Here is a 25166-nt window from a genome sequence, read left to right on the forward strand (position 1 = left end):
GATGATGAGGTTGATAGGTCTGGTGTGGAAGCGTGGCGACACGTGGAGCTGACAGATACTAATCGGTCGAGGACTTATCCAATAACATTCTTGACATATGTCACACTTTTCAAATTGTGACTTGTTTACACATTATCTAGTTTTGAGAGAATCATCTCAACATTCTTAGTTTGACAAAGAGAACCAAGAAGTTCGAGGAAGCAAGTGACTGAGGAATGGAGTGTACATCCGTACGTGACATGACCGAAGATCATGCAGCTGACGAAGAAATTCGCCGGTTATCTGAAGTCAAAAAGTTTGGTGGCGATAGCGAAGAGGTCACACCCGTTCCCATGCCGAACACGGTCGTTAAGCTCTTTTGCGCCGATGGTAGTTGGGGGATTCCCCCTGCGAGAGTAGGACGTTGCCAGGCATAACTAATTAATCTTTTATTATGGGGCCTTAGCTCAGCTGGGAGAGCGCCTGCCTTGCACGCAGGAGGTCAGCGGTTCGATCCCGCTAGGCTCCACCATATAATTCATGCGGAGGAATACCCAAGTCCGGCTGAAGGGATCGGTCTTGAAAACCGACAGGCGGGTTAAACCGCGCGGGGGTTCGAATCCCTCTTCCTCCGCCATCTAATCTACATCGACGCATTACCTTCTCAGAATATACGAGAAGAGGAAGATGTATTCTTCAGTGAAAAACAACATCCATTACTATATGACGACGCGGGGTGGAGCAACGAGCATTCTCATCATGAAAATGCTACGAGTAACATCGACGCATGACCTTCTTGAAACACGAGAAGAGGAAGATGTATTCTTTTAAAACGACGCGGGGTGGAGCAGTCTGGTAGCTCGTCGGGCTCATAACCCGAAGGTCGGAGGTTCAAATCCTTCCCCCGCAATACCAATTTTTTTAGAACTTAATGGAGGGGTAGCGAAGTGGCTAAACGCGGCGGACTGTAAATCCGCTCCCTAAGGGTTCGGCGGTTCGAATCCGTCCCCCTCCACCATTTATATTGGGCTATAGCCAAGCGGTAAGGCAACGGACTTTGACTCCGTCATGCGTTGGTTCGAATCCAGCTAGCCCAGCCAATGCGGAAGTAGTTCAGTGGTAGAACACCACCTTGCCAAGGTGGGGGTCGCGGGTTCGAATCCCGTCTTCCGCTTATAAATGCGCCCGTAGCTCAATTGGATAGAGCGTTTGACTACGGATCAAAAGGTTAGGGGTTCGACTCCTCTCGGGCGCGCCACAAATCACTTTTGTAATGAAAATTAAATAGAAAAAACATGCGGGTGTAGTTTAGTGGTAAAACCTCAGCCTTCCAAGCTGATGTCGTGAGTTCGATTCTCATCACCCGCTTTTACTTATTCCACAGTAGCTCAGTGGTAGAGCAATCGGCTGTTAACCGATCGGTCGTAGGTTCGAGTCCTACCTGTGGAGCCAAGGAGAAGTACCCAAGTGGCTGAAGGGGCGCCCCTGCTAAGGGTGTAGGTCGTTTACGCGGCGCGAGGGTTCAAATCCCTCCTTCTCCGCCATTTTATATATAGGCCCGTTGGTCAAGCGGTTAAGACACCGCCCTTTCACGGCGGTAACACGGGTTCGAATCCCGTACGGGTCACCATGAAAGATATTGAGGAAATTCTTATTATAAATTCCAGAGTATTAGCTTAGTTGTCTCGACACAGCGAACTGCGAAGCCTAGCTAGTAGAGGAAGAGACACATATAGTGAATAACCTTCAAATATGCAAGAGCCATTAGCTCAGTTGGTAGAGACGAGCACTACTTCGTCGAAATACTACGAGTTGTCTCGACACAGCGAACTACGAAGCCTAGCTAGTAGAGGAAGAGACACATATAGTGAATAATCTTCAAATATGCAAGAGCCATTAGCTCAGTTGGTAGAGCATCTGACTTTTAATCAGAGGGTCGAAGGTTCGAGTCCTTCATGGCTCACCATTTTATATACGCGGGTGTGGCGGAATTGGCAGACGCGCTAGACTTAGGATCTAGTGTCTTATGACGTGGGGGTTCGACTCCCTTCACCCGCATACTTAAAACTTTCAAAGGAAAACCTTTGGAAGTTTTTTTATTGACAACGATCTCAGAAGGTGTTTACAATTTTTGGTTCCTAGTTAAATGTTGGGGTAGTGAGGAGAGGACGCACCTCTTATCCTACCCCGAATTGATAATGTTTGTACTGATGGCAATTAAATCCGATGACGAAGACGATCACATCGTCGAAAACCAAAAGCATTTCGCTTAATCACTTTGGTTTGATTGTTTAGCCATTTTATAAACCCGTTGTTTAATCCAAAAGCAAAGCTATTCAATATTTCCTTTTGCCAATTCTTCAACGTTTGAATCGCTCGATGAAATTCTTCTACTTCACTCGCTTCTACCTTTTGATAGAAAGCGTAAAGCCGCTGTTTTACTTCTTCCATCCGTCCTTGCTTTCCTAATTCCTTTGCATGATAGAACCTTTCTCGGAAGGATTCTTTTAACTGAGACGCCTCCCGTAATTCTGAAGACATCGTTAAGCACGTCAGATAAAGATGACGTTAGAAGGACAGTTTCAATTCACATACAACTTAAAACGACTTCGCCGAATTATGAAGAAGTACCAGATGGTATGGCCTATTAGAAGAGCCGATCCTTATAAGAAAATGTTGAAAGCCACTAAAGAACATTTAGTACTACCAAACCCCTGTTAAAACGTAAATTCAGACAATCAGTTCCAGGAAAAGTGTTACTTACTGATATTACATACCTTTACTATGGGAAGGGAAGTTAAGGCTTATTTGTCAACCATTAAAGATGGATCAACGAATGAGATTCTTTCCTATAATGTGTCTAGTCGAATGACATTAGATCTAGTTACAGGTACATTATAAAAATTGAAGAAGAATAAACGAGCCAAGTTAGCAGAAGGATCTTTGATTCACTCTGAACAAGGATTTCACTATACTTACCCAACTTTTCAAAAACAAGTAAAACAAATGAACCTTGGACAGTCCATGTCAAGAAAGGGAAACTTTTGGGATGATGCACCACAGGAATCCTTCTTTGGGCATTTCAAAGATGAAGCTGATATTAAACCTTGTAATTCAATAGGAAAACTCAAAAGAGAGATAAAAAATTACATTACGTATTATAACAACTTTAGATACCAAGGAATTTAAAGAAGATGACCCCTGTTCAATACAGAAATCATCTTCTCCATGTGGCATGACCTTTTTTAAAATGTCCTTTACAAGGGGGACAGATTAGGTTCGTTCTTAACCTTTAGGGACATCCCCGTAGCAATGTGAGGAGTCGCTACATGTTTTAAAACCCTTACTATGAGTGCCTTGTAAGGTGCTTAGTGAACGGGGCCATTGCAAGCTCTTTTCAGGCTTTTTATCCTCTCCTATTTTTTATTGGGTTGTTTCTTTATAAATTTTACTTGATCAGGAACAGGATCGATGCCTCCTGGGTGAAAAGGATGACATTTGCTAATTCGTTTTATTGTTAGCCAACCTCCTTTTAATGCACCATGCTTCTTAATTGCATCCATACCGTAATGCGAGCATGTTGGATAAAAACGACAAGTTGGCGGTTTTAATGGAGAGATGAGCCGTTGATAGCTTCTAATTATAAAAAGTAAAACGTTTTTCATTCAATTCAGCCTCTCAAAAAAAGATAAATTTTTACAGATGTCATGAAGGATTTTGATAGTCTGTGTCTAATTATAACAAAGATTATGATGAAAGGAGGTTTGAGTAGATTACTTTCCCGCTAAGCTATTCCTCGCATGACCCCGATTACTATTTTCTGAGGTGATTTATTTGAAATACTCCATATTTGAAGAGAAGGGCTTTACATTAATTGAAATGCTTGTTGTATTAATGATTATCTCCATTTTATTACTGATTGCTATTCCAAATATGACAAAGAACAATCAAGTTGCTAGTGAAAAAGGTTGTGATGCGACAATAAAATTATTACAAACTCAAGTGCATGCTTATGAAATTGAAAAAGGCTCCCCACCGCAACAGCTGACAGACTTATCAGGCTATGTTGAACAAACAGATTGTCCTGGTAATGAAGAGCTGGATCTTATCGACGGTGAAATTGTAAGAAAAACGTCTTCACGATGACCCAAAATGGTTATTCCCTTATTGAATTACTCATTTCCCTTTCTATATTATCGCTCCTTCTTATTATCCCTTCAGTAACACTTCAATCTACTTTTCATTCCGAGCAAACTGAGTACATTGCATATCAAATAAAAGAGGATCTCCTACTTGCTCAGCATATTGCGATAACAAATGGTCGTACAACTTCAGTATATGTTGATAATCAACAGAATTATTATACGATTCGTTTTTCCACAACGGAGGAATATATGAGACGAGCGTTCCAGCACGATAAGATAATGTTTTCTGCTGTTACGATGGGAATTAATGATATTTCATTTTTGCCAAATGGGAATCCGCGTAAGTCGGGAACAATTAAAGTTATGATTCATGATCGTGAGTTTTTTTACACCATTTATTTAGGAAAGGGGAGGGTTTACTATCGAGAATTGTAAAGGTTTTACCTTGATTGAGGTGATGCTCTCCTTAACTTTATTAACGATGGTTACGATGATTGTTCTCCCTATGTTAATTTCTATTTCTCAAGAAAGGTTAACGATTCGTCAACAAGAAGAAGTGACTTTCTACTTGGAGAGGCAAATTCATCACTATTTATTAAATGAATCAATTGAATCATTTCCTTTTTCTGACGCCAATATCTCCGAACGGCTGTTAGAAGGCGAGCTATATCAACTTTGTGTAACTTGGATTGGGGCAAATCAAAGGAAATATGAACGGTGTCATTATGCTAAAAAATGAAGCTGGATTTACTCTTGTCGAAAGTCTTCTTATCCTTAGTTCCTTCCTGCTACTTGTGTCACTTTTTCCGCTAATGATGAACACATATCAAACCTACCTTCCAACCTACAGTTCGCAAGCTGAATTAACGATTTTTTTAAACCAAATTGCTCATGAAGTGAAAGAAAGTGTAGAAATCGATGGCACATATAACAAGCTTGTCCTTTACAAAGGGAATGGAGATCAGATCACATTTGAACGAACACAATCTGGACTAATACGACGGCTTAAAAATGGAACAGGGCATGTTCAGATGCTAGCAGAGGTCAATCGTTTCGACTGTCGCAGCTTAGAAACAAAAGTTGAATGTGAAGTAGTTTTATACAATTCCCTCTCTAAAAAAAGATCAATGATGGCCATGTATCATTTAAGAAAGGGGAGAAATGATGAGGAATGAAGAAGGATTCGTCTATCCAATAACCCTCATTCTTACAGTGTTACTATGTGCTTCTGTCGCGTATCAATTGGATAGCTATTTAAGCGAGAAGCGTATTATAACTGAACAAGAGCATCTATTATTATTAGAGTCATTATTACAAGCCGCTGTATCCGATTTAATTGAATTAAGTAAAAAAAATGATATTCCTGAAACTCACATCTTTTCATATGAACACGGGACAGTTACACTAATGGTACAGAACCAAATGGAACGAGTCTACGTTACGTTGGAGGCACAGTTAGCTTCTGGACATAAACGATTTGCTAAGCTTTATTTGGATGTTGGTACACATGATTTGGAGGAGTATTGGGAGGTTTCGTAAATTGAAGCAAATGATCTATCTTACAGGGTTTATGGGGTCAGGAAAGACAACGATTGGACAGGCGTTAGGAAAGGCATTGGGTTATCAGGTAGTTGATACGGATCAGTGGATTGAAAACGAAGAACAAGTCCAAATTCGGGAGCTTTTTCAGGAAAAGGGAGAGCAGTATTTTCGAGATTTAGAAACAAAAGCATTGCAGGAGTTAAAGGAAAAGCCACTGCTCGTAACAACAGGTGGTGGAATTGTCATCCGTAAAGAAAACAGGGAGATAATGGATGAAAGAGGGACCGTTGTATACTTACATTGTGAAATTGATGAAATTATTCGGAGAACTGAGGGTGATGAATCACGACCATTATTGCAAAATAAGAATAAACAAGCGGTTTTAGAGCTGTTCCAACAGAGACTTCCTTTATACAAGCAAGCTGATATTATTATTGATACGACTGAAAAAACGGTTATGCAAATTGTTCAGGAATTAAAGGGATTGTTGCTTAAAGCTTAGCATGTATGGGCATACTCTTGATATAGAGGTGATAGAATGTCCTTTAATGATTATGTAAAATTTGTAACTGAACAATTCGTACGCCGGATAGACCAACCAAAAGAGGAACGGAGAATGGCGCGTGAACAACGAAAGGCCGAACGTTTATCGCTATCCTCCCATGTATTTGGAGTTCTTCCTATGGGGTTGTCGTTGCTCTTGAATAGACGAGGAAAAGCGAACAAACGAAAAAGAAAGTAAAAAAGGTACATCGTCGGTGGTGTGCCTTTTTCTATGTCCATTTTAAGAAGGTTGGAAGAATAAGATGTCATTGTAAAGAAATCTGTATATAATAGAAGAATCAAGGATTTTTCGGGAGTGGTTCGAAGTGAAGCAGGATACTTTAAAAATTACAAATGTCTTGTCTGATCCAACACGTTTCTCCATATATGAATATATTACAAAAAAACGAGAGGGAGTCACTGTATCTGAAATTGCTGAAGAGTTTTCTATTCACTCAAATGTGGCTCGTTTGCATTTAACTAAATTAGAAGATGTAAGTATGATTATCTCTGAACTTAAGAAAACGGGGAAGGGTGGGCGGCCTAGCCGTTTTTACTTATTATCAGATAAAGTTATTCACTTGCAATTTCCGTACCGTGACTTTCAAAGGTTAGCTCAGTTAAGCTTAGAAGCTCTTGCCGATTTAGGGGACGAAGGCTTAAAAGCGCTGAAACAAGTTGGCTATAAATATGGGTTTGAAAGTGCTGAGTTTTATGTGAGACAGAAAAATCTTGAAGTGACTCAATTATCGGTACAGGAGAAGGCTAATTGTATTGAGGAGATTGCAACAAACCAAGGCTTAAATCCAGAAATTGAGTATGTAGAAGGCAAGGAAGAAATTCATTTCACCATTCATAATTGTACGTTTAAAGAGTTGATTCATATCCACCCAGTTTCACTTTGTTCTATGCATCATGAGCTTTTTAATGGCATATTTTCGTATTTTTTTGGAAAAAGTAATTTAAAAGAGGAAATATTAATGAATGATTCCTCATCACATGCTTGTTCGTATTCGAAAGTTGTCTTAGAAGGTAACTAAGGAACGTGACACATTTTTGCCATCGTCAAGCATTTACACTAAAGAAGGACTCGTATATAATATTGATGTACTCAATCATTTGATATCCTGATTTAATGCTTTCTCTATAAAGAGAGCGAATGGTAAGAAAAGGAGGGGAACCAAATGGAGCGTATGTTTCGTGTATTAGCATTCTGGACAGGGATTTTCTCTGTATTGTTCTTTACTGGTGATATGTATAATATGGCTTTGCTATTCTTTGCACAAACAGGAGCATTATTAGCATTAAGCTATTTAAACTTATCCGAGAGAGTATACATCTATATTTTTGGTGCATACTTAACAATTTTCTTCGTAGGCTTCACGTATTACTCAACTTTCTTATTAGTTCCAAGTTTTGGTGGTCATTAATAAGTAGTTACATACACGGCAAAAAACCGATTCTTTTAAAAAAGTGTCGGTTTTTTTGTGTTTTGATAGAAAGTTTCTACTATTGACATAGTGGAAAACTATTTATAAAATATATATATACATTGGTGAAGACAATGAAAGGGAGTTCCCCTCCCCTCATCGTTCATGTATCAATACGATTTACTCCCCTTGCGGTCTCCATTAGGAGGCCTCTTTTTTTATATAGGCGGAAGCGAAAGCGAGCGCCGGCAGCCGACCAGAGGGAGGCTCAGGTTTAATAGGCGGAAGCGAAAGCGAGCGCCGGCAGCCGACCAGAGGGAGGCTACTGAAAAACCTTCTTTTAGTAATTCAAAGAAGAAGTAATGGCTTCGCACATTGCGCGCCATGCTACGAGAAACCCTCGTAGCATGGCCACTGAAAAACTACTTCTTTGTAACCAAAGAAGAAGTAATGGCTCCACACGTTGCTCGCCCTGCTATGAGAAAACCACTCATAGCAGGGCTTTCAAAACCAGGCAACGGCTTCGCACATTACTTAAAGAGCGCTGAAAAAGGAAAAACCACCTTTTTCAGCGCTCTTTTAAAATCCTGATAAAAACGGATTGCTATCCATTTCTTGACCAATGGTCGTTACTTGTCCATGACCACAAGCGACGATAGTTTCCTCTGGCAGAGTTAATAATTTATTATGAATACTTGTTAATAATTGCTCATGGTTTCCACCTAATAAGTCCGTTCTTCCAATACTGCTAGCGAACAAGGCATCACCAGAAAAGACGACGTTATTTGTTTTATCGAAAAAAGAAACACTACCAGGTGAATGACCAGGGGTTTCAAATACTTCAAATGAAAACGAACCGATTGAGAGCGTTGTCTCTTCAGTAATATAGACATCAGCATCACGTACGGTAATGGCAGAAATCCCTGCGAAGCGACCAGAGCCATTTTTAGATGGATCAGAGAGCCAACTTTTTTCTTTCTTATGTAGGTAAACATCGCATCCGTATTCATTCCTGACTTCGTCAACAGCCCCGATATGGTCAAAGTGAGCATGTGTTAATAAAATACCAACAGGGGTAAGGGAATGACTTTTTAGCCATGTAATAAGCTTATCTCCATTTCCACCTGGATCAATAATAATGGCTTCGTTTGCATTGTTTGTAATGATGTATGCATTTGTTTGTAAAGGCCCTAAAGGAATCTGGGTCCATTTCATACTATCTCCTCCGATAAAATAATGGTTTATACTTATCTTACCTTTTCTATTACCTGGAATCAAAGTTGAACTGGTAAGACATCTAGTTTAATCGATTCTGTCTCGACAAATGGTTGGAAAAGGAGTAAAATAGAGACGAATTGCCCAAGCTAAAAAAGAGAACGTATTTTGTTACAGCTTTGTCATAATTTAAGGCTGACGTGCTTCTCTACGCCATTTATAATTAGAGTAACGAATCTGGGTGCAGAGTCTTCTACATAAGGAGGGGGAGTCAGTATGTTTTTATCGATCGTATTTTTGCTAATTGCAATTCTTTGTGCGTTCGCTGTCATTCGTGAACTTCGCAGAAAAAACTTTTTTGCAGTTGGTTTTGCGGCACTAACATTCATTGTTTTTGGATGGTTTTCGGTTATGACCATTTTTTCAATCATTACTACCGGAACAGGTGCCCCTACTGGACACTAAGTAATAAGAAAAACCCTCTTGTTTTTTAACAAGAGGGTTTTTCTATTGAAAGACTTGCTGCTGTAAATAAAACATTCCACCGTTTACAATTTCAACATGAATTCTCGGTTCATATTGTTCTTTTAATGCTTCTTTTTCTAGTTCATAGCTCTCTGGTTTTTCTTCGTACTCCTCGTAAAATGCTTCTAATAACGTAAGATCGGCTTCCCACCGTTTTATTGCCTCATTTGCCCATGTCGGGTCTTCATTTTCTGCATAGGTTTGAACCATCTTTTGTAATCGGAGAATCCCACTTTTCGGCGTAATAAGCGGCGAAAGATTAAAACAAAAGTCAGGTATTTTGGGTGTTAGTGATTTATCTTTAATATGGTCATAAAAGTTAGGTACAATTTGGCCATGTATTAGATTTAATCCGAGCGAAAGTAGTACCTCTTTCTTCCGATCACATTGAAAGGATACTTTTGCATTTAGGCAAAGCCAAGGTTGTAAAGGAATCGATTTATTCCCTAAAGCATTAACTTGTTCATACAACCGTATAAATCCGCCTAGTTCCCGTGTTGATTCAAACAGCTGGTGAAGCCTTGGGGCTCCAAAGTGAATGAGTTCCCCTTTAATATCTTCAGGAGCATTTTCCTGGTTAGTAATAAAGGTCAATTGGGCGGGCTGAGGAGTTCCACCTGTTTTTTCAAGATAGTGCCAGTAAAATGGCCGGTTCATTAATCGTTTATCAAGTTCGATCGAAAGCTGCACGGTTAAATGGCTCGGTGTACTTTCGATAACTGGACTATCATTTGCTTCAAAATAACGTTCTAAAAAATTATGAAGATGTTGCTGCTGCATCGTAGTCACCGTCCTCTAGTTGGTCACGTTGTTCATTCATAATTGAAGCAAGGTGATCAAGCTTAATTTTGACTTCTCCGTCAGAATCAGAGTTCATTAAAATATCCTTCATATGCTCTTCAATTGCAGGTAATTCAATTTTTGTTAGGATATCATCTAATTCACCTACGACACTTTCAAATAAATTAATTTTTTCGTAAAGTAGCTCTAAAATATGCTGCTCCACTGTATCAGTGACGGCAAAATTATAGATATGAACATCATTTTTTTGACCTAGTCGATGGATACGACCGATTCTTTGTTCAATTCGCATTGGGTTCCAAGGCAGGTCATAATTAATAATATGACTGCAAAATTGTAGGTTTATCCCCTCACCGCCAGCTTCGGTCGCAATTAACACTTGAGCATGATTTTGAAAGAGTTCACGCATCCAATCCTTTTTTCCGCGTTTAAATCCGCCTCGGAATGGAACGGATGAGATTCCGTTTTGTTTTAAATACCATTGGAGGTAAAGCTGAGTTGCCCGGTATTCAGTAAAAATGATCACTTTATCATCAATTTGTTTCACAAGCTCTAATGCTTTCTCAGCTTTGGCATGGCCATCTATTTCCCCGATTGATTGAATGAGCTTCTCCGCATCAGGCACGCGTCTTTCTTCCTCATGTGCTTTCTCAATGATATTTTTTAACGTCATAAATGCGGCCTCTCTGCTACTACAAATCTCTCGTTTTAATGTTAAAAGAGCGAAGTGATTGGAGCTGCCCTTTAGGTTAGAGATTGCGTCATAAAAAGCACGCTCTTTTTCACTGAACGTAATCGGAACAGTTTCAACAATTCGCTTCGTCCATTCAATCCCAGTTTCCTCACGGCGGTTACGTACCATTACTTTATTTACAAGCTCTCGAAGCTTTTCTTCATTTTTAGGTGCACGTTTGTTAGAACGATATTCTTTTTCAAAGCTTGAGATATCACCAAGATGACCTGGCTTCAGTAAAGATACAAGGTTAAATATTTCTTCAAGTTTATTTTGAACAGGAGTAGCAGTAAGTAATAGGCAAAACTTCTTTTTTAAGTTCCGAATGAATTCATAGTTTTTGGTTTTTGGGTTTTTTAGTTTATGAGCCTCATCAATGATAACCAGATCGTAAGGTTGATCCATAACAATATCACGGTGCGGCTGTCGTTTGGCAGTATCAATAGATGCGACAACTACATCACATTGTTCCCAAACATAGGCTTTTTTCTGAGCAACTGCAGGGATATAAAATTTTGTATTTAGTTCGATAGCCCATTGCGATACAAGTGAGGCTGGTACGAGAATTAACGCTTTTTTTACTAAACCACGAATCATGTATTCTTTTAGGATTAGTCCTGCTTCAATTGTTTTTCCTAACCCAACTTCATCAGCTAAAATTGCTTTACCGTTCATTTTCTCGATAACAGTATTGGCAACTTCAATTTGATGAGGAAAAGGCTCAAGCTGTGGTAGATGCTTTGGGGCAAGCAATCCATGGAAATCTGGAACAGCTTGATGTTGCGCTGCCTCATAGGCCAACTTGAATAGCTCCCAATTTGACCAAGGGCCATCTTCATCTAGTTTTTCTAGAAAAGAGTTTTGCCAGTTCTGGTCAAAGTTAATGTTTATTTCCATGACGCGATTCATCCTTTCTGACTGCTTTTATTACAAAAACGATATCTTTCAAAAAAGTTAGACTTAGCGAAACTTTTTGAACAGTTATAAAATTAGTGGTTGCGTCAATAACAACGACTTGATAGGATAAGATTATATTTACGATGACATAGACGACGTCTATAAAAAGGGCTAGTATGTAGTCTGCCCAATTTTTATAGAAATCATGATTGCGATTCTAATAATTGAATGAAATTGCGGATGAAAGTAAGGGGAGAGACTGCGCCAATACGTGCGTGGCGCCGAAGGAGCAAGCACAATGTGCGAATCTCTCAGGCAAAAAGACTCTTACTCGACGCAGCTCTGGAGAGTGCTTGCTGTTGCAGGCCACCTACGAAGACACTTCCTGCATTAGCAGAGAACGAAACTTTCTGGTTAAAGGACAGAGTTATACATGTATGTGTATAACTCTGTCCTTTTTTGTATGTTTGGCGAATACATACTAGATTTTATAAAGGAGGAAGAACATGAGTGAATTAAAGAGAACGCCAATTTATGACTTGTATTCAAGCTATGGTGCGAGGACGATTGATTTTGGCGGATGGGACTTACCAGTACAGTTTTCGAGCATTAAGGAGGAGCACGAGGCGGTTAGGACAAAAGCTGGTTTATTTGATGTGTCACATATGGGTGAAGTTGAAGTTAAGGGACCTCAGGCACTAACTTATTTGCAAATGCTCGTAACAAATGATGTATCAAAGCTTATTAACGGGCAAGTTCAATATTCTGCCATGTGTTATGAAACTGGTGGAACCGTAGACGATTTACTCATATATCGCAAAGCCGAAGACGATTATTTACTCGTCATCAATGCTTCGAACATTGAGAAAGATGTAGCCTGGATGAAGAAACATCAACTCGATGATGTTGAGATTACGGATGTATCCAATAAGATCGCACTACTAGCTTTACAAGGTCCAAAAGCTGAGCTGATTTTAACTAAGGTAGCAAATGATGATGTAAAGACGATTCCGACGTTTTCCTTTGTAGAACATGTTGATATTGAAGGTGTATCAGTACTCATTTCACGTACTGGCTATACAGGGGAAGATGGATTTGAATTGTATTGTCAGTCAGCTGAAGCTAGCAAGCTCTGGGAGACACTTCTTAGCGTTGGAGAACAAGAAGGACTCATTCCATGTGGACTTGGCGCAAGAGATACACTTCGATTTGAGGCGAAGTTACCTTTATATGGGCAGGAGCTTACGCCGGACATCACGCCCCTTGAGGCAGGCATTGGATTTGCGGTGAAATTAAATAAAGAAGTCGATTTCCTTGGTAAGGAGGCGCTAACGAAGCAAAAAACAGAAGGATTACAACGAAAACTTGTTGGGCTTGAGATGATCGATAAAGGTATTCCGCGGACAGGATACGAAGTGTTTGATGGTGAAAAACAGATAGGATTTGTTACAACAGGAACTCAATCACCGACATTAAAGAAAAATGTTGGTCTTGCGCTTCTTGAAATTGATTATACAGACATCGATACCGAAATCGATGTACAAGTAAGAAAGAAACGCTTAAAGGCTAAGGTTGTTTCAACCCCGTTTTATAAGCGCAGAAGAGGATAGGAGGAGACACATATGTCAAACCATCGTTACTTACCGATGACTGATTCAGATAAGCAAGACATGCTTGCCGTAATTGGCATCGATACTATTGAGGAGTTATTTTCAGATATTCCAGCTAATATCCGGTTTAAGGGAGAGCTAAATATAAAAGAAGCCCTTCGTGAACCTGATCTTATTGACTATTTTCAACGGTTAGCCTCAAAGAACATCTCAATTAAACAAAAGCCATCATTTTTAGGTGCAGGTGTATATGAGCATTACATACCGTCCATTGTTGATCATGTTATTTCGCGTTCTGAATTTTATACGGCCTACACACCTTACCAGCCCGAAATTTCACAAGGGGAGCTGCAGGCAATTTTTGAATTTCAAACGATGATTTGTGAATTAACTGGTATGGATTTGGCTAACTCATCAATGTATGATGGGCCGACTGCACTTGCAGAGGCAGCGATGATGAGTGCTGGGCAAACGAAAAAGAAGAATATTCTTGTTTCCAAATCAGTTCACCCAGAAGCGCGTGCTGTTTTGCAAACAAATGCAATTGGTCAACGTTTGAATGTAATTGAAATTGATGTGAAGGATGGGATTACAGACCTCGAGCAATTAAAAGCAAACTATGACACTGATACAGCGTGTGTTGTGATTCAATATCCGAACTTTTTTGGTTGTATCGAACCACTGGCTGAGATTGAAGAGATTACCCATCAAGAAAAAGCAATGTTCGTTGTATCTAGTAATCCACTTGCACTTGGTTTATTAAAGCCACCTGGTCATTTTGGTGCGGACATTGTTGTTGGCGACGCTCAACCATTTGGTATTCCTACTCAATATGGGGGACCTCATTGTGGCTATTTTGCGACGACAACAAAATTAATGCGCAAAGTACCGGGACGTCTTGTTGGTCAAACTGTGGATGATCAAGGGCAGCGTGGTTTTGTTTTAACGTTACAGGCTCGTGAACAACATATTCGTCGTGAAAAAGCGACATCAAATATTTGTTCAAACCAAGCATTAAATGCATTAGCTGCATCTGTGGCGATGAGTGCGATCGGGAAAAAAGGTGTTAAAGAAATGGCTTACCAAAACATTCAAAAAGCAGCTTATGCTAAAGCTCAATTCAAAGCAAATGGTATTGAAATCGTTGGAAGTCAACCAACATTTAACGAATTTGTTATTAAGGTAAATAAGCCAGTTGGAGAAGTCAATAATCAGCTATTAGAAAAAGGCTTTATTGGCGGCTATGATTTAGAAAGAGATTATCCAGAGTGTAGTGGTCATATGCTGATTGCGGTAACAGAAGTACGTACGAAAGAAGAAATTGAATCCTTTGCAAAAGAAGTGGGGGCGTTACAATGAGAACGAAGGACCAGGCACTCATTTTTGAATTAAGCAAGCCAGGACGTGTTGGCCATAGCCTTCCTCATCTTGATGTTCCGGAACAACTGATAGAGGAATTACTTCCATCTGAATTTATCCGAGAATCCGAACCAGAGCTTCCAGAAGTATCAGAGCTCCAAATCATGCGTCATTACACAGCGTTATCAACGAGAAATCATGGTGTTGATTCAGGATTTTATCCACTTGGTTCATGTACGATGAAATATAACCCGAAAATTAATGAACAAGTTGCTCGTTATGAAGGGTTAGCGCATATTCATCCTTATCAGCCTGTGGAGCAAGTACAAGGAGCATTAGAACTACTTTATAATTTACAAACGTCCCTTGCTGAGATAACTGGCATGGATGAGGTAACGCTGCAACCTGCTGCTGGTGCTCATGGGGAGTGGACCGGGCTAATGATGATTCGTGCTTACCATGAAGCAAATGGTGATTTTCAACGTACAAAGGTCATTGTTCCCGATTCCGCACATGGAACTAATCCAGCATCGGCGACTGTGGCTGGATTTGAATCTGTGACAGTTCGTACAGACGAACAAGGTTTAGTTGATTTATCACATTTAATAGAAGTGGTTGGTGATGATACGGCTGCTTTAATGCTTACAAATCCTAATACATTAGGTTTATTTGAAACATATATTGAAGAAATGGCGGCCATTATTCATAATGCTGGTGGAAAGCTATACTATGATGGGGCCAATTCAAATGCGATTCTAGGCATTGCTCGCCCTGGTGATATGGGATTTGATGTTGTTCACTTAAACTTGCATAAAACATTTACCGGTCCTCATGGTGGTGGTGGCCCTGGTTCAGGTCCTGTTGGTGTGAAGAAGGAGTTAGTTCCGTTTTTACCTAAGCCGGTGATCATGAAAAAAGACGGAAAATATGATCTAGATTACAATATTCCACAATCAATTGGACGGGTAAAGCCATACTACGGAAACTTTGGAATTAATGTTCGTGCCTATACGTATATCCGTACAATGGGTCCAGATGGATTGCGGAAAGTATCTGAATACGCAGTGCTAAATGCGAATTATATGATGCGTCGACTAGAACCGTATTTCGATCTGCCATATACGCAGCACTGTAAACATGAGTTCGTCTTATCTGGACGACGTCAAAAGAAACTTGGTGTCCGTACACTTGATATGGCGAAGCGTCTCCTTGATTTCGGTTACCATCCACCAACCATTTACTTCCCATTGAATGTGGAAGAGTGTATGATGTTTGAGCCTACAGAAACGGAATCTAAGGAAACCTTGGACGAATTCATTGATGCAATGATTCAAATTGCGAAAGAAACTGAGGAAAATCCAGAAGTCGTTCAAGAAGCACCGCATCACACGGTGATAGGACGTTTGGATGAGACATTAGCAGCACGTAAACCTGTGTTAAGATATAGCAGATAAATGATAGGGTGTGGAAAGGAAGGCAAAAAGCCTTTCGCCACACCCTTTCGTTTAATGTTCGATCAATTGAGCGACTGGGACGGTCTGCTCTTTTTGTGGTTCATCAAGAGGGAATATTCGTGCTATTTCATTTGTTTCGTCAACATGTTGAATATAAATGGGCACATCATTAAATGTTACATTTGCCATAACGGGTGAAGCAGCGATTTCTTGCGCTCGTATCGTGTTCATTGAGAGCCTCCTTAAAAGTATGGGATCAGCTATAATTTTTCCTTAACCGGCTATGACTATTCCTTTATAAAAAATGAGGTTATCCCAAAAGGTCAAATTACCCCTTTTGGAACAACCTCGAAGAGACAGCTCAGCTTATTATTTCTTTTTAATTTTACCTGTCCATTTACGGAAGCCGCCTTGAAGGTGAGAGATATCTTCAACCTTTCGTTTTTTCTTTAAAAACTGAGCTGCTTGACGACTGCGGGCACCTGATTGGCAGTAAAGATAAACAGGCTGGTCAGTACGGACCTCATTCATACGCTGACGTATCTGTGACATTGGGATATTACGGGCACCAAGGATATGACCGCCTTCATATTCTTTAGGCTCACGTACATCAATTAATTGTGCTTTACGGTAGCCTTTAATAAATTCTTCTTGTGTTAATGTTTTTAAGTACTTTGGTTTGTAAAATCGCTTGACGATAATGTAGGCGATTAAACCAGCTACAATGATCCAAATGATAGCATCCATAACTCCACGTACACTCCTTTTTCGTTCAACACCATAACATCGTTGTCCTTATTCTTATTTGATTATAATGTTCCCATCGAAAAATCGCAATGAGTATCCTTGCTTTCGTAGGGCAAGTTTCTTGTCGTTTCTTGATTGTTTTTGCTACACTTGTAATATAGATAAGAAGAAAGAAGCGATGATGATGACAGAAACATGGCGTTTTATAGATTCAGGTAATCGATCCCCTGCTTATAATATGGCTTTAGACGAAGCATTATTAAATTGGCATAGCCAAGGAAAAATTCCTCCTACGATTCGGTTTTATGGCTGGAACCCTGCCACTCTTTCAATCGGTTATTTTCAAAAGGTGGAGAAAGAAATAAACATGGAGGCTGTTCAACAGTACGGGCTTGGTTTTGTTAGAAGACCAACCGGTGGTCGAGGTGTTTTGCATGATAAGGAGCTTACATACAGCGTTATTGTTTCAGAAGACCATCCAGACATGCCAGCGACTGTGACAGAAGCGTATCGTGTCATTTCTGAAGGCATATTAGAAGGATTTAAAATTGTTGGACTTGATGCTTATTTTGCGATTCCTCGCTCTGAAGAGGAAAAGACTGCATTAAAAAACCCCCGTTCAGCTGTTTGCTTTGACGCTCCGTCTTGGTATGAATTAGTAGTTGAAGGGCGGAAGGTAGCGGGAAGTGCACAAACGCGTCAAAAAGGTGTTATTTTGCAGCATGGTTCGATTATACTTGAGATTGATGAGGATAAGTTATTTGACTTATTTAAGTATTCGAGTGAACGAGTTAGAGAGCGGATGCAAAAAAACTTTAAAAATAAAGCTGTTGCTATTAATGCTCTTAGAGAAGAACCGTTATCTCTCCAAGAGGCAAGTGCAGCTTTCCGTCAAGGCTTTGAACGAGGGCTGAATATTCATTTGGAACAATATGAATTAACAGATGAGGAAGAGGCTTTTGTTCAAGAGCTTGCCAAAGAACGGTATGAACAAGATAGCTGGAATTATCGTCGGTAAATGTAAAACGACAAGCACTCACTTAGTGAGTGCTTGTCGTTTTTGATAAAGCCTGGATTTTCTGTGAAAAGTGATTCTGTAGCTTTAATGTAATTGGACCTATTGTGTAATTTTTCTCAATCTGGCCTTTTATAGAACGAACGGGCATAACCTCCATCATCGTACTTGTAATAAATACTTCATCTGCCTGGTGAAGTGCTTCTACTAGAAATGTTTCTTCTTTTACAGCTAGGCCGACTGCTTTAGCTAATTGACATACGATTTGTCTAGTAATCCCCCTTAAAATTAAATTTGTTGCTGGATGTGTATATAAAACATTATCTTTCACTATGAATACATTAGAAGAAGACCCTTCCGTTATAATTCCGTTACGGTGCATGAGCGCCTCGTGACAGCCGTGGTCGGCCGCTTCTCGTTTAACGAGGACATTCCCTAATAAATTAATTGTTTTAATGTCGCAACGTAACCACCGAATATCATCCGTTAACCACAGATCAATACCAACCCTCTTGTTTTTCGTCTAATGTAAAGGGTTGTGTAAAGCCAGTTAAAATGGGATTTTCCCCGCGATGATAAAGGTGGTTTCGTGGACTGACACCCCTTGTTATTTGAATGTAGACAATTCCCTCAACAAGCTTATTTTTATTTATGAGTGCAAAAATTAACTCTTTCATTTTTTTTTGACTGAATGGGATTGTCAAATCAAGCTTGCATGCACTTTCAACTAACCGTTCAATATGCCGATCAAGGGTAAATGGTTTTTGCTTGTAAATCCGAATAACCTCATAGATTCCGTCACCAAAATGATAGCCGCGATCATTTATTTGAACAACAGCTTTAGAAGATTCAATAATTTCATCATGTTGCAGAACAAAATTCATTGAAAGCCCTCCACGAATTGTTTTTATTATCTGAACACCTAAAAAAAGTTTTGTCAATACATTCGCTAATATTAGTCAAAAAAGGCGTCAGACAAGGATTAGAAAGGAATACTTCTTTTAGCAAGAAACAAAATGCTTCATTTTTCCGGGAAAATACGACAAAAAACCGTATTACCTCATTTATGCTATTATTTTTGAGTCATTTCAAAGTTGACAAATTAAAAATTAATCATCACGTTCACAATATATAGTATGATTTTTATAAAAATGAGCACAATATATTGATTTTGGGAAAAGACATGTGGTATTCTTAGCCAAGAATCTGAATCGATGTAATCGACAACTAATGATTGAAGATATAGTTTAAGGAGGAGAGGCGAATGGCAATGACGATGTCAAACGTGATGCGTCTCAATATTGAAAGGTTAAATCAAGATATTGAGCAGTTTCCACAGGTGCATGCAATTACGGAGGACATGCACACGACAAGAAAAGGGGTATCACGTCTCGTAATGCTTGACCGCTATACGTTCAAGGATACAGAAAAGAAAACATTAAAGGAAGGAGACTTTGTTGTATTAACTGTAAAGGACGACCCAAAATTCCCAGCCCGTGGTTATGGATTTGTCGTTGAGCTTGATTGGGAAAACAATAAAGCGAAAGTGTTAGTCGATGAAGACTTTCGTGGCGTGCTAGAAGGTGAAGAAGCAAATTCCGGAATTGTCAGTCGTTCCCTCGATACGATTGAAAAACCGTTAGAAATTTACTATGAGCAAATCGCAAAAAGAAACGCAACTGGGTTAGCATCTGTTGAAACAACAGAAGAAAAAAGACAAGAAGCCTTTGAACAATTTTATCATGAACTCGTTCATATGAATTTTGTACCGGCTGGACGAGTGCTTTATGGTGCCGGAGCAGGTACGGATGTTACATATTTTAACTGCTATGTAATGCCTTTTGTACAAGATTCACGTGAAGGGATTTCTGAACACCGTAAACAAGTGATGGAAATCATGAGCCGAGGCGGTGGAGTAGGTACGAATGGTTCAACCCTTCGCCCAAGAAATACACTAGCACGTGGTGTAAATGGAAAATCATCAGGGTCAGTATCGTGGTTAGATGATATTGCAAAGCTTACTCACCTTGTTGAACAAGGTGGTTCAAGACGTGGAGCTCAAATGATCATGCTCGCGGACTGGCATCCGGATATTATGGAATTTATTATTGCGAAAATGCAAAATCCAAGAATTCTTCGTTATTTACTTGAAAATACCGAGGATGAGCAAATTCAGAAGCTTGTAAAAGATAAATTGAAGTTTACTCCGCTTTCTCCAATAGAGGAGTCAATGTACCAAGGGATCGCTAATTTCAAAGTTATTCCTGGTCAAGGTGGATTTGAAAATAAAGTAATTAAAGAAGCAGAGGAAAAACTACGTGTTGGCGGTAATTATACGGTTAATAATCCGGAATTTTTAACAGGTGCAAACATTTCTGTGTGTCTAACAAAAGAATTCATGGAAGCTGTTGAAAATGATGATGTTTATACTCTTCGTTTCCCAGATGTAGAAAACTACTCTGAACAAGAAATGGAAGCTTATAACAAGCAATGGCATGAGATTGGGGACGTTCGTGAATGGGAAGAGCGTGGCTATGGCGTTCGAACGTATCGCATCATTAAGGCAAAAGAGCTTTGGAACTTAATTAATATTTGTGCAACATACAGTGCGGAGCCGGGTATTTTCTTTATTGATAATGCCAATGACATGACAAATGCCAAGGCCTATGGTCAAAAGGTTGTAGCAACAAACCCTTGTGGAGAACAACCACTTGCACCATTTTCAGTTTGTAACCTTGCAGCCATTAACCTTGCAGAAATGGCCGAAAAAGAACAGAAGCAGGTTAATTTCGAAAAACTTAAACGTACGGTCGAAGTGGGTGTACGTATGCAAGATAATGTTATTGATGCCACGCCGTATTTCCTTGAGCAAAATACGAAGCAAGCAAAAGGTGAGCGTCGAGTTGGCCTTGGTGTTATGGGACTCCATGACTTACTTATTTATACTGAGACAGTTTATGGTTCGGAAGATGGGAATCAACTTGTTGATCAAATCTTTGAGACAATTGCAACTACTGCTTACCGGACAAGCATTGAACTTGCAAAAGAAAAGGGTAGTTTCCCATTCTTAATTGGAAAAACAGAAGAAGAGACAAGAAAGCTTCGCATGGCATTCATTAATACCGGCTATATGAGCAAAATGCCAGAAGATATCCGTCAAGGTATTTTAGAGCATGGTATTCGTAACTCTCATTTGTTGACAGTAGCACCTACTGGAAGTACAGGAACGATGGTTGGAGTATCAACAGGTTTAGAGCCTTATTTCTCATTCTCCTATTTCAGAAGTGGTCGTCTAGGGAAATTTATTGAAGTAAAGGCTGAGATTGTTGAAGAGTATTTAAAGGCAAATCCTGATGCAGATCCTAATCAATTACCAGAATGGTTTATTTCAACAATGGAGCTTTCACCTGAAGCACATGCAGACGTTCAGTGTATTATTCAACGCTGGGTTGATAGCTCCTTATCAAAAACAGTAAATGCACCTAAGGGCTATACAGTAGAACAAGTACAAGGTGTATATGAGCGTTTATATCGTGGAGGTGCAAAGGGCGGTACTGTCTATGTTGACGGAAGCCGTGATGCACAGGTTCTCTCATTAAAAGCCGAAGAGAACAATTTTGAAGAAATTGAAATGTTCGAAATGGAAGAAGATGAGCAGAGTAAAAAAGTAGTTTTAGTAGATACGATTAGTGATCTTCGTTCTACTAATGTAACGTTTGGTTCTGAAGTTGGTGACACATGCCCAGTCTGCCGTGAAGGTACCGTGGAAGACCTTGGCGGATGTAACACGTGTACCTCTTGTGGTGCCCAATTAAAATGTGGACTATAAGAAATTAGTCTGAAAAATTCGGGCTGGCTTAAAAGTCTTAGTTATAGGGATGTTCCAAAAGGTCGAAAACAACCTTTTGGAACATCCTCTTGTTTTATTTGGAAGGGTGAATGAGCGGATTTTGCATACTCTAATACTAAAAACGAGGTGCAACATGAACCCATTTTCACCCCAATTAGTCTATATCGAACCAGGGGCATTGGAATACACACTTGGTCGTGAATTAAAAGAAAAATTTGAAAATATGGGAATTGAGATTCGGGAAACAACGTCCCATAACCAGGTAAGAAATATCCCAGGAAACAACGAGCTTCAGCAATATCGAAACGCCAAATCCACGCTAGTTATCGGTGTACGAAAAACGTTAAAATTTGATACATCAAAGCCATCTGCTGAATATGCCATTCCGCTTGCAACAGGCTGTATGGGTCATTGCCATTATTGTTATTTACAAACAACATTGGGGAATAAACCTTATATTCGTACGTATGTCAATTTGGAGGATATATTTGCTGCAGCAGATGCTTATATAAAGGAGAGGGAACCGGAGATTACTCGCTTTGAGGCCGCTTGTACCTCTGATGTGGTCGGCCTTGATCATTTAACGCATTCCTTAAAGAAAACAATTGAGCATATTGGACAAACGGAACATGGCCGTTTACGGTTTGTCACAAAGTATCATTATGTCGATCACCTATTGGGTGCAAAGCATAATGGAAATACTCGGTTTCGTTTTAGTGTGAATTCCGATTACGTTATAAAGCATTTTGAGCCAGGCACTTCATCATTTTTAGAGAGAATAGAAGCTGCAGGTAAAGTGGCAAAAGCGGATTATCCTTTAGGTTTTATTATAGCCCCACTCATCTTACACGAACATTGGCAGGGAGGTTATTTAGAACTTTTCGAAAGGCTTGAAGCGACGCTACCGAAATACGCAAAAAGGGACTTGACATTTGAGTTAATTCAGCATCGTTTTACGAAAACGGCAAAAAATATTATTCAAAAACGTTACCCGAAAACAAAGCTCGAAATGAATGAAGAAGAACGAAAATATAAATGGGGGCGTTACGGTCGTGGCAAATATGTTTATAAGGATGATGAAGCAGTTGTATTAAAAGAAACGATCCAATCTTACATTGAACGTTTTTTTCCTGAAGCTAAAATTGAATACTTTACTTGATTAAATCAAGCTTACCTTTGCCTTGTCCAATGGTAAGTATTTGTAGTAAAATGGGAGTACTGTCATTAGGCGAGAACGTTAATTCGCATCGAAATTATTGGAGGTTCCCTATGCCAACACCTAGTATGGAAGATTATTTAGAACGAATTTTTATATTAATTGAGGAGAAAGGTTATGCGCGAGTCTCCGATATTGCTGAGGCACTAGGGGTTCATCCTTCATCAGTTACAAAAATGGTTCAGAAGCTTGATAAAAATGATTATCTTATTTATGAACGCTATCGTGGCCTTATCTTAACAGCTAAAGGGAAGAAGGTAGGTAAACGACTTGTCTACCGTCATGAATTGTTAGAGGATTTCATGAAATTAATCGGAGTAGACAAAGAGTATATTTATCAAGATGTCGAAGGGATTGAGCACCATCTTAGCTGGGATGCAATTGATCGAATTGGTGACCTCGTACAATATTTCCAAGAAGAACCTGAAAGAGTGGAAGAACTTCGAAATGTTCAAAGAAAAAGTGAAGAGACGAATTCATAACCATAGTATAAGCTGTGGTTATTTTTTTTTGGAATCGACGTTTTTCTAATAAATCAATTATCACGAAGCAAGCCTTCTCAAGCATAGGCTAGAGCGGGGTGATGTGAAATGAAAATTGACGGGGTATTTGCGGGTGGCGGTGTTAAGGCGTTTTCTTTCATTGGAGCTTACCAGATAATAGAGGAACAAGGGTATGAGTTTGAACGGTTAGGGGGCACGAGCGCAGGCTCAATTATCGCAGCTCTTATAAAAGCCGGCTATAAGAGCCATGAAATATATAATTTACTTGATAAGCTAAATGTTGAAGAGTTTAAGGATGAGAGAATTTCGTTTTTGCCCTTTTCGCTTGCCAAATGGGTGCATTTATATTTTAAATTAGGGTTATTTAAAGGTGATAAATTGGAGGAATGGCTCAGGGATGTCCTAAAGGCAAAAGGAATCTCAACCTTTGGAGATTTACCAAAGAACTCATTACGAATCGTTGCTTCTGATTTATCAAGAGGGAGAATGATTGTTCTACCTGATGATTTGGAGCAATATGGTGCGATTCCGGAGAAATTTTCAGTTGCCCGTGCTGTTAGAATGAGCTGTAGTATTCCGTATTTTTTTGAACCTGTAAAACTGTATCATCGCTCAGGTTTTGGAAAGTATTCGTATGTGGTTGATGGGGGGATCTTAAGTAACTTCCCAATGTGGCTGTTTCGTGATGGAAAAGTAAAGGCCTACCAAAGGCCAGTCATTGGGTTTCAGCTCACACCACAACTAAAAGAAGTGCCTTCAAGGCGTATTAAAAACGCTGTTGTCATGTTTAAGGCGCTGTTCGAAACAATGAGTTCTGCTCATGATGTACGTTATATTGAAAAAGAACATGCCAAAAATATTGTCTTTATTCCAATTCTAGATGTAAAATCAACTGATTTTTCATTAAGTGAGGAAATGAAAGAGAAGCTAGTAACTATAGGGAGGGAAGAAACAAAGCATTTTCTAAAAAATTGGAGCTGAAAAGAATCGAGCTTAGAAAAAAGCCCGATTCTTTTTTTTATTTTTCTTACCTTCAATGACTGTTAGATTATGATCATCCCGTCGTTTTAAAGGTGAACGCTGATGCGACCTTTTTGTTTGTGCTTTTCTTCTATTAGGACCTTTCACGTTTGGTTGGCGTTTAAAAATAGGCTGTGATACAGTACTTGTTCGCTTGGCTTTGCGTATTTGTGCTTTTGTTGGTCCTTGTCTGGAAGGGAACAAACTAGTGCCATAGCGTCTTGATAAATACCAGCGGTACAGAAGATAAACAACCGCGACAAACCCAGCTATAAACAAAAGTTGTTTTAAAAAACCAAGGGGATTAAAGAATAATTCATAACCGAGTCCAATAAATGCCATAATTAATACAAAAGGAACAATGATTTGCATTGCTCGACGCATGGTCAGCTCACCTCCATTTTAATGACAGCGAAACATACTTCTAAACACCGGATATGGAAACACTCTATAGTTTGAGGGGAAGAGTGAATAAAACGAAATGGTATAGATTTTTTATTGATATTTTCTTTTATTTTACATCAAAAGCTCCAAATAAACTATGAAAAAGCAATTAACACTTCTATTCATTCCCTTCTTTCC

28 protein-coding genes, 13 tRNA genes, 1 rRNA gene, 2 pseudogenes and 1 riboswitch are annotated in these 25166 nt (G+C 39.4%); of the genes and pseudogenes, 34 read left to right on the forward strand and 10 right to left on the reverse strand.

Annotated elements, in window-relative coordinates; translation table 11 throughout:
• Positions 1-296 precede the first annotated feature (296 nt).
• From rrf to B1R93_RS14415, 15 genes are all read left to right on the forward strand, one after another.
• Positions 297-412, forward strand: a 5S ribosomal RNA gene (gene rrf, locus B1R93_RS14350).
• A gap of 23 nt (positions 413-435) precedes the next feature.
• Positions 436-511: transfer RNA gene (locus tag B1R93_RS14355), tRNA-Ala, on the forward strand.
• A gap of 12 nt (positions 512-523) precedes the next feature.
• Positions 524-616 (forward strand) — tRNA-Ser (locus B1R93_RS14360).
• Between the two features lie 62 nt (positions 617-678).
• Complete coding sequence (locus tag B1R93_RS23695) at positions 679-810, forward strand: hypothetical protein (protein WP_280949487.1); 132 nt, start codon at positions 679-681, stop codon at positions 808-810.
• A gap of 5 nt (positions 811-815) precedes the next feature.
• Positions 816-889: transfer RNA gene (locus tag B1R93_RS14365), tRNA-Met, on the forward strand.
• A 23-nt stretch (positions 890-912) separates the two neighbouring features.
• A tRNA-Tyr gene (locus tag B1R93_RS14370) sits at positions 913-997 on the forward strand.
• Between the two features lie 7 nt (positions 998-1004).
• Positions 1005-1079: transfer RNA gene (locus B1R93_RS14375), tRNA-Gln, on the forward strand.
• Positions 1080-1081: 2 nt separating this feature from the next.
• Positions 1082-1153, forward strand: a tRNA-Gly gene (locus tag B1R93_RS14380).
• 7 nt (positions 1154-1160) lie between these two features.
• Positions 1161-1237 (forward strand) — tRNA-Arg (locus B1R93_RS14385).
• A gap of 39 nt (positions 1238-1276) precedes the next feature.
• A tRNA-Gly gene (locus B1R93_RS14390) sits at positions 1277-1347 on the forward strand.
• 9 nt (positions 1348-1356) lie between these two features.
• Positions 1357-1431 (forward strand) — tRNA-Asn (locus tag B1R93_RS14395).
• A gap of 1 nt (position 1432) precedes the next feature.
• Positions 1433-1523, forward strand: a tRNA-Ser gene (locus B1R93_RS14400).
• An 11-nt stretch (positions 1524-1534) separates the two neighbouring features.
• Positions 1535-1609 (forward strand) — tRNA-Glu (locus B1R93_RS14405).
• A gap of 260 nt (positions 1610-1869) precedes the next feature.
• Positions 1870-1945 (forward strand) — tRNA-Lys (locus B1R93_RS14410).
• A 10-nt stretch (positions 1946-1955) separates the two neighbouring features.
• A tRNA-Leu gene (locus B1R93_RS14415) sits at positions 1956-2037 on the forward strand.
• 119 nt (positions 2038-2156) lie between these two features.
• Here the strand turns inward: B1R93_RS14415 and B1R93_RS14420 are convergent.
• Positions 2157-2526 (reverse strand): annotated as a pseudogene (locus B1R93_RS14420) (ISL3 family transposase); the annotation flags it as partial.
• Here B1R93_RS14420 and B1R93_RS14425 point away from each other — a divergent pair.
• A pseudogene (locus B1R93_RS14425) lies at positions 2527-3218 on the forward strand (IS3 family transposase); the annotation flags it as partial.
• A gap of 177 nt (positions 3219-3395) precedes the next feature.
• Here B1R93_RS14425 and yidD read toward each other — a convergent pair.
• A complete protein-coding gene (gene yidD, locus B1R93_RS14430) occupies positions 3396-3644 on the reverse strand; it encodes a membrane protein insertion efficiency factor YidD (RefSeq protein ID WP_088104689.1) in 249 nt (82 codons plus the stop codon).
• Between the two features lie 169 nt (positions 3645-3813).
• Between yidD and comGC the strand changes: the two genes are divergently transcribed.
• From comGC to B1R93_RS14475, 9 genes are all read left to right on the forward strand, one after another.
• Positions 3814-4125, forward strand: coding sequence for a competence type IV pilus major pilin ComGC (gene comGC / locus B1R93_RS14435; protein WP_425348963.1), 312 nt, complete (start codon positions 3814-3816; stop codon positions 4123-4125).
• Positions 4122-4559 carry a competence type IV pilus minor pilin ComGD gene (gene comGD, locus B1R93_RS14440; RefSeq protein ID WP_088104690.1) on the forward strand — a complete coding sequence of 146 codons (438 nt, stop codon included), beginning with the start codon at positions 4122-4124 and terminating at the stop codon, positions 4557-4559. Before comGC ends, comGD begins: the two co-directional genes overlap by 4 nt.
• A 19-nt stretch (positions 4560-4578) precedes the next feature.
• Positions 4579-4863: a hypothetical protein gene (locus B1R93_RS14445; protein ID WP_245308334.1), complete on the forward strand. Its 285-nt coding sequence runs from the start codon at positions 4579-4581 to the stop codon at positions 4861-4863.
• Positions 4850-5299: a ComGF family competence protein gene (locus tag B1R93_RS14450; RefSeq protein ID WP_165763829.1), complete on the forward strand. Its 450-nt coding sequence runs from the start codon at positions 4850-4852 to the stop codon at positions 5297-5299. Before B1R93_RS14445 ends, B1R93_RS14450 begins: the two co-directional genes overlap by 14 nt.
• A complete protein-coding gene (gene comGG, locus B1R93_RS14455; RefSeq protein ID WP_165763830.1) occupies positions 5289-5663 on the forward strand; it encodes a competence type IV pilus minor pilin ComGG in 375 nt (124 codons plus the stop codon). The genes B1R93_RS14450 and comGG overlap by 11 nt, the downstream gene beginning before the upstream one ends.
• Positions 5664-5673: 10 nt before the next feature.
• Entirely contained in the window at positions 5674-6168 is a 495-nt protein-coding gene (locus B1R93_RS14460; RefSeq protein WP_245308335.1) for a shikimate kinase, read from the forward strand.
• A gap of 36 nt (positions 6169-6204) precedes the next feature.
• Positions 6205-6408, forward strand: coding sequence for a YqzE family protein (locus B1R93_RS14465; protein WP_088104695.1), 204 nt, complete (start codon positions 6205-6207; stop codon positions 6406-6408).
• Positions 6409-6535: 127 nt separating this feature from the next.
• Complete coding sequence (locus tag B1R93_RS14470) at positions 6536-7249, forward strand: helix-turn-helix transcriptional regulator (RefSeq protein ID WP_088104696.1); 714 nt, start codon at positions 6536-6538, stop codon at positions 7247-7249.
• Between the two features lie 144 nt (positions 7250-7393).
• Positions 7394-7639 carry a DUF2626 domain-containing protein gene (locus tag B1R93_RS14475; RefSeq protein WP_088104697.1) on the forward strand — a complete coding sequence of 82 codons (246 nt, stop codon included), beginning with the start codon at positions 7394-7396 and terminating at the stop codon, positions 7637-7639.
• Between the two features lie 579 nt (positions 7640-8218).
• Here the strand turns inward: B1R93_RS14475 and B1R93_RS14485 are convergent.
• Positions 8219-8854, reverse strand: coding sequence for an MBL fold metallo-hydrolase (locus B1R93_RS14485; protein ID WP_088104699.1), 636 nt, complete (start codon positions 8852-8854; stop codon positions 8219-8221).
• 276 nt (positions 8855-9130) lie between these two features.
• On the opposite strand from B1R93_RS14485, the gene B1R93_RS14490 reads away from it, so the two are divergent.
• On the forward strand, positions 9131-9319 hold the full coding sequence (locus tag B1R93_RS14490; protein ID WP_088104700.1) for a DUF2759 domain-containing protein: 189 nt from the start codon (positions 9131-9133) through the stop codon (positions 9317-9319).
• A gap of 42 nt (positions 9320-9361) precedes the next feature.
• Here B1R93_RS14490 and B1R93_RS14495 read toward each other — a convergent pair whose 3' ends face one another.
• Together B1R93_RS14495 and B1R93_RS14500 are read right to left on the reverse strand one after the other, a co-directional pair.
• Positions 9362-10159: a YqhG family protein gene (locus tag B1R93_RS14495; protein ID WP_088104701.1), complete on the reverse strand. Its 798-nt coding sequence runs from the start codon at positions 10157-10159 to the stop codon at positions 9362-9364.
• The gene (locus B1R93_RS14500; protein ID WP_088104702.1) at positions 10137-11810 is read right to left on the reverse strand and encodes a DEAD/DEAH box helicase; all 1674 of its coding nucleotides are present in this window, start codon (positions 11808-11810) and stop codon (positions 10137-10139) included. Before B1R93_RS14500 ends, B1R93_RS14495 begins: the two co-directional genes overlap by 23 nt.
• A gap of 240 nt (positions 11811-12050) precedes the next feature.
• Positions 12051-12147, forward strand: a riboswitch (glycine riboswitch).
• A 169-nt stretch (positions 12148-12316) separates the two neighbouring features.
• Here B1R93_RS14500 and gcvT point away from each other — a divergent pair.
• The 3 genes from gcvT to gcvPB are packed head-to-tail and all read left to right on the forward strand — an operon-like array spanning position 12317 to position 16233.
• Positions 12317-13420 (forward strand): glycine cleavage system aminomethyltransferase GcvT, encoded by a 1104-nt coding sequence (gene gcvT, locus B1R93_RS14505; protein WP_088104703.1) that lies wholly within the window; start codon positions 12317-12319, stop codon positions 13418-13420.
• Positions 13421-13432: 12 nt separating this feature from the next.
• A complete protein-coding gene (gene gcvPA / locus B1R93_RS14510) occupies positions 13433-14779 on the forward strand; it encodes an aminomethyl-transferring glycine dehydrogenase subunit GcvPA (RefSeq protein WP_088104704.1) in 1347 nt (448 codons plus the stop codon).
• Entirely contained in the window at positions 14776-16233 is a 1458-nt protein-coding gene (gene gcvPB / locus B1R93_RS14515; RefSeq protein ID WP_088104705.1) for an aminomethyl-transferring glycine dehydrogenase subunit GcvPB, read from the forward strand. Before gcvPA ends, gcvPB begins: the two co-directional genes overlap by 4 nt.
• 51 nt (positions 16234-16284) lie before the next feature.
• On the opposite strand, the gene B1R93_RS14520 is transcribed toward gcvPB, so the two are convergent.
• On the reverse strand, positions 16285-16464 hold the full coding sequence (locus B1R93_RS14520; RefSeq protein WP_088104706.1) for a small acid-soluble spore protein H: 180 nt from the start codon (positions 16462-16464) through the stop codon (positions 16285-16287).
• A 138-nt stretch (positions 16465-16602) separates the two neighbouring features.
• Positions 16603-16980: a rhodanese-like domain-containing protein gene (locus tag B1R93_RS14525; RefSeq protein ID WP_088104707.1), complete on the reverse strand. Its 378-nt coding sequence runs from the start codon at positions 16978-16980 to the stop codon at positions 16603-16605.
• 181 nt (positions 16981-17161) lie between these two features.
• Between B1R93_RS14525 and B1R93_RS14530 the strand changes: the two genes are divergently transcribed.
• Positions 17162-17998, forward strand: coding sequence for a lipoate--protein ligase family protein (locus B1R93_RS14530; protein ID WP_088105642.1), 837 nt, complete (start codon positions 17162-17164; stop codon positions 17996-17998).
• A 22-nt stretch (positions 17999-18020) separates the two neighbouring features.
• Here B1R93_RS14530 and B1R93_RS23825 read toward each other — a convergent pair whose 3' ends face one another.
• Both B1R93_RS23825 and B1R93_RS23830 read right to left on the reverse strand, forming a co-directional pair.
• Positions 18021-18497 carry an aminotransferase class IV gene (locus B1R93_RS23825; protein WP_342587537.1) on the reverse strand — a complete coding sequence of 159 codons (477 nt, stop codon included), beginning with the start codon at positions 18495-18497 and terminating at the stop codon, positions 18021-18023.
• Positions 18493-18879 (reverse strand): aminotransferase class IV, encoded by a 387-nt coding sequence (locus B1R93_RS23830; protein ID WP_342587530.1) that lies wholly within the window; start codon positions 18877-18879, stop codon positions 18493-18495. The genes B1R93_RS23825 and B1R93_RS23830 overlap by 5 nt, the downstream gene beginning before the upstream one ends.
• 380 nt (positions 18880-19259) lie before the next feature.
• Between B1R93_RS23830 and B1R93_RS14540 the strand changes: the two genes are divergently transcribed.
• The 4 genes from B1R93_RS14540 to B1R93_RS14555 all read left to right on the forward strand — a co-directional run bounded on the left by B1R93_RS14540 (position 19260) and on the right by B1R93_RS14555 (position 24545).
• Entirely contained in the window at positions 19260-21824 is a 2565-nt protein-coding gene (locus tag B1R93_RS14540; RefSeq protein ID WP_088104708.1) for a vitamin B12-dependent ribonucleotide reductase, read from the forward strand.
• A gap of 154 nt (positions 21825-21978) precedes the next feature.
• On the forward strand, positions 21979-23004 hold the full coding sequence (gene splB / locus B1R93_RS14545; RefSeq protein ID WP_088104709.1) for a spore photoproduct lyase: 1026 nt from the start codon (positions 21979-21981) through the stop codon (positions 23002-23004).
• A gap of 110 nt (positions 23005-23114) precedes the next feature.
• On the forward strand, positions 23115-23543 hold the full coding sequence (gene mntR, locus B1R93_RS14550) for a transcriptional regulator MntR (RefSeq protein ID WP_088104710.1): 429 nt from the start codon (positions 23115-23117) through the stop codon (positions 23541-23543).
• 108 nt (positions 23544-23651) lie between these two features.
• Positions 23652-24545: a patatin-like phospholipase family protein gene (locus B1R93_RS14555; protein WP_088104711.1), complete on the forward strand. Its 894-nt coding sequence runs from the start codon at positions 23652-23654 to the stop codon at positions 24543-24545.
• Between the two features lie 12 nt (positions 24546-24557).
• Here the strand turns inward: B1R93_RS14555 and B1R93_RS14560 are convergent, their stop codons facing one another.
• Positions 24558-24968 carry an SA1362 family protein gene (locus tag B1R93_RS14560; protein ID WP_088104712.1) on the reverse strand — a complete coding sequence of 137 codons (411 nt, stop codon included), beginning with the start codon at positions 24966-24968 and terminating at the stop codon, positions 24558-24560.
• Positions 24969-25166: the final 198 nt, after the last annotated feature.

The sequence above is a fragment of the Halalkalibacter urbisdiaboli genome (assembly GCF_002156385.1).
Classification (GTDB): Bacteria; Bacillota; Bacilli; order Bacillales; family Bacillaceae_D; genus Halalkalibacter_A; species Halalkalibacter_A urbisdiaboli.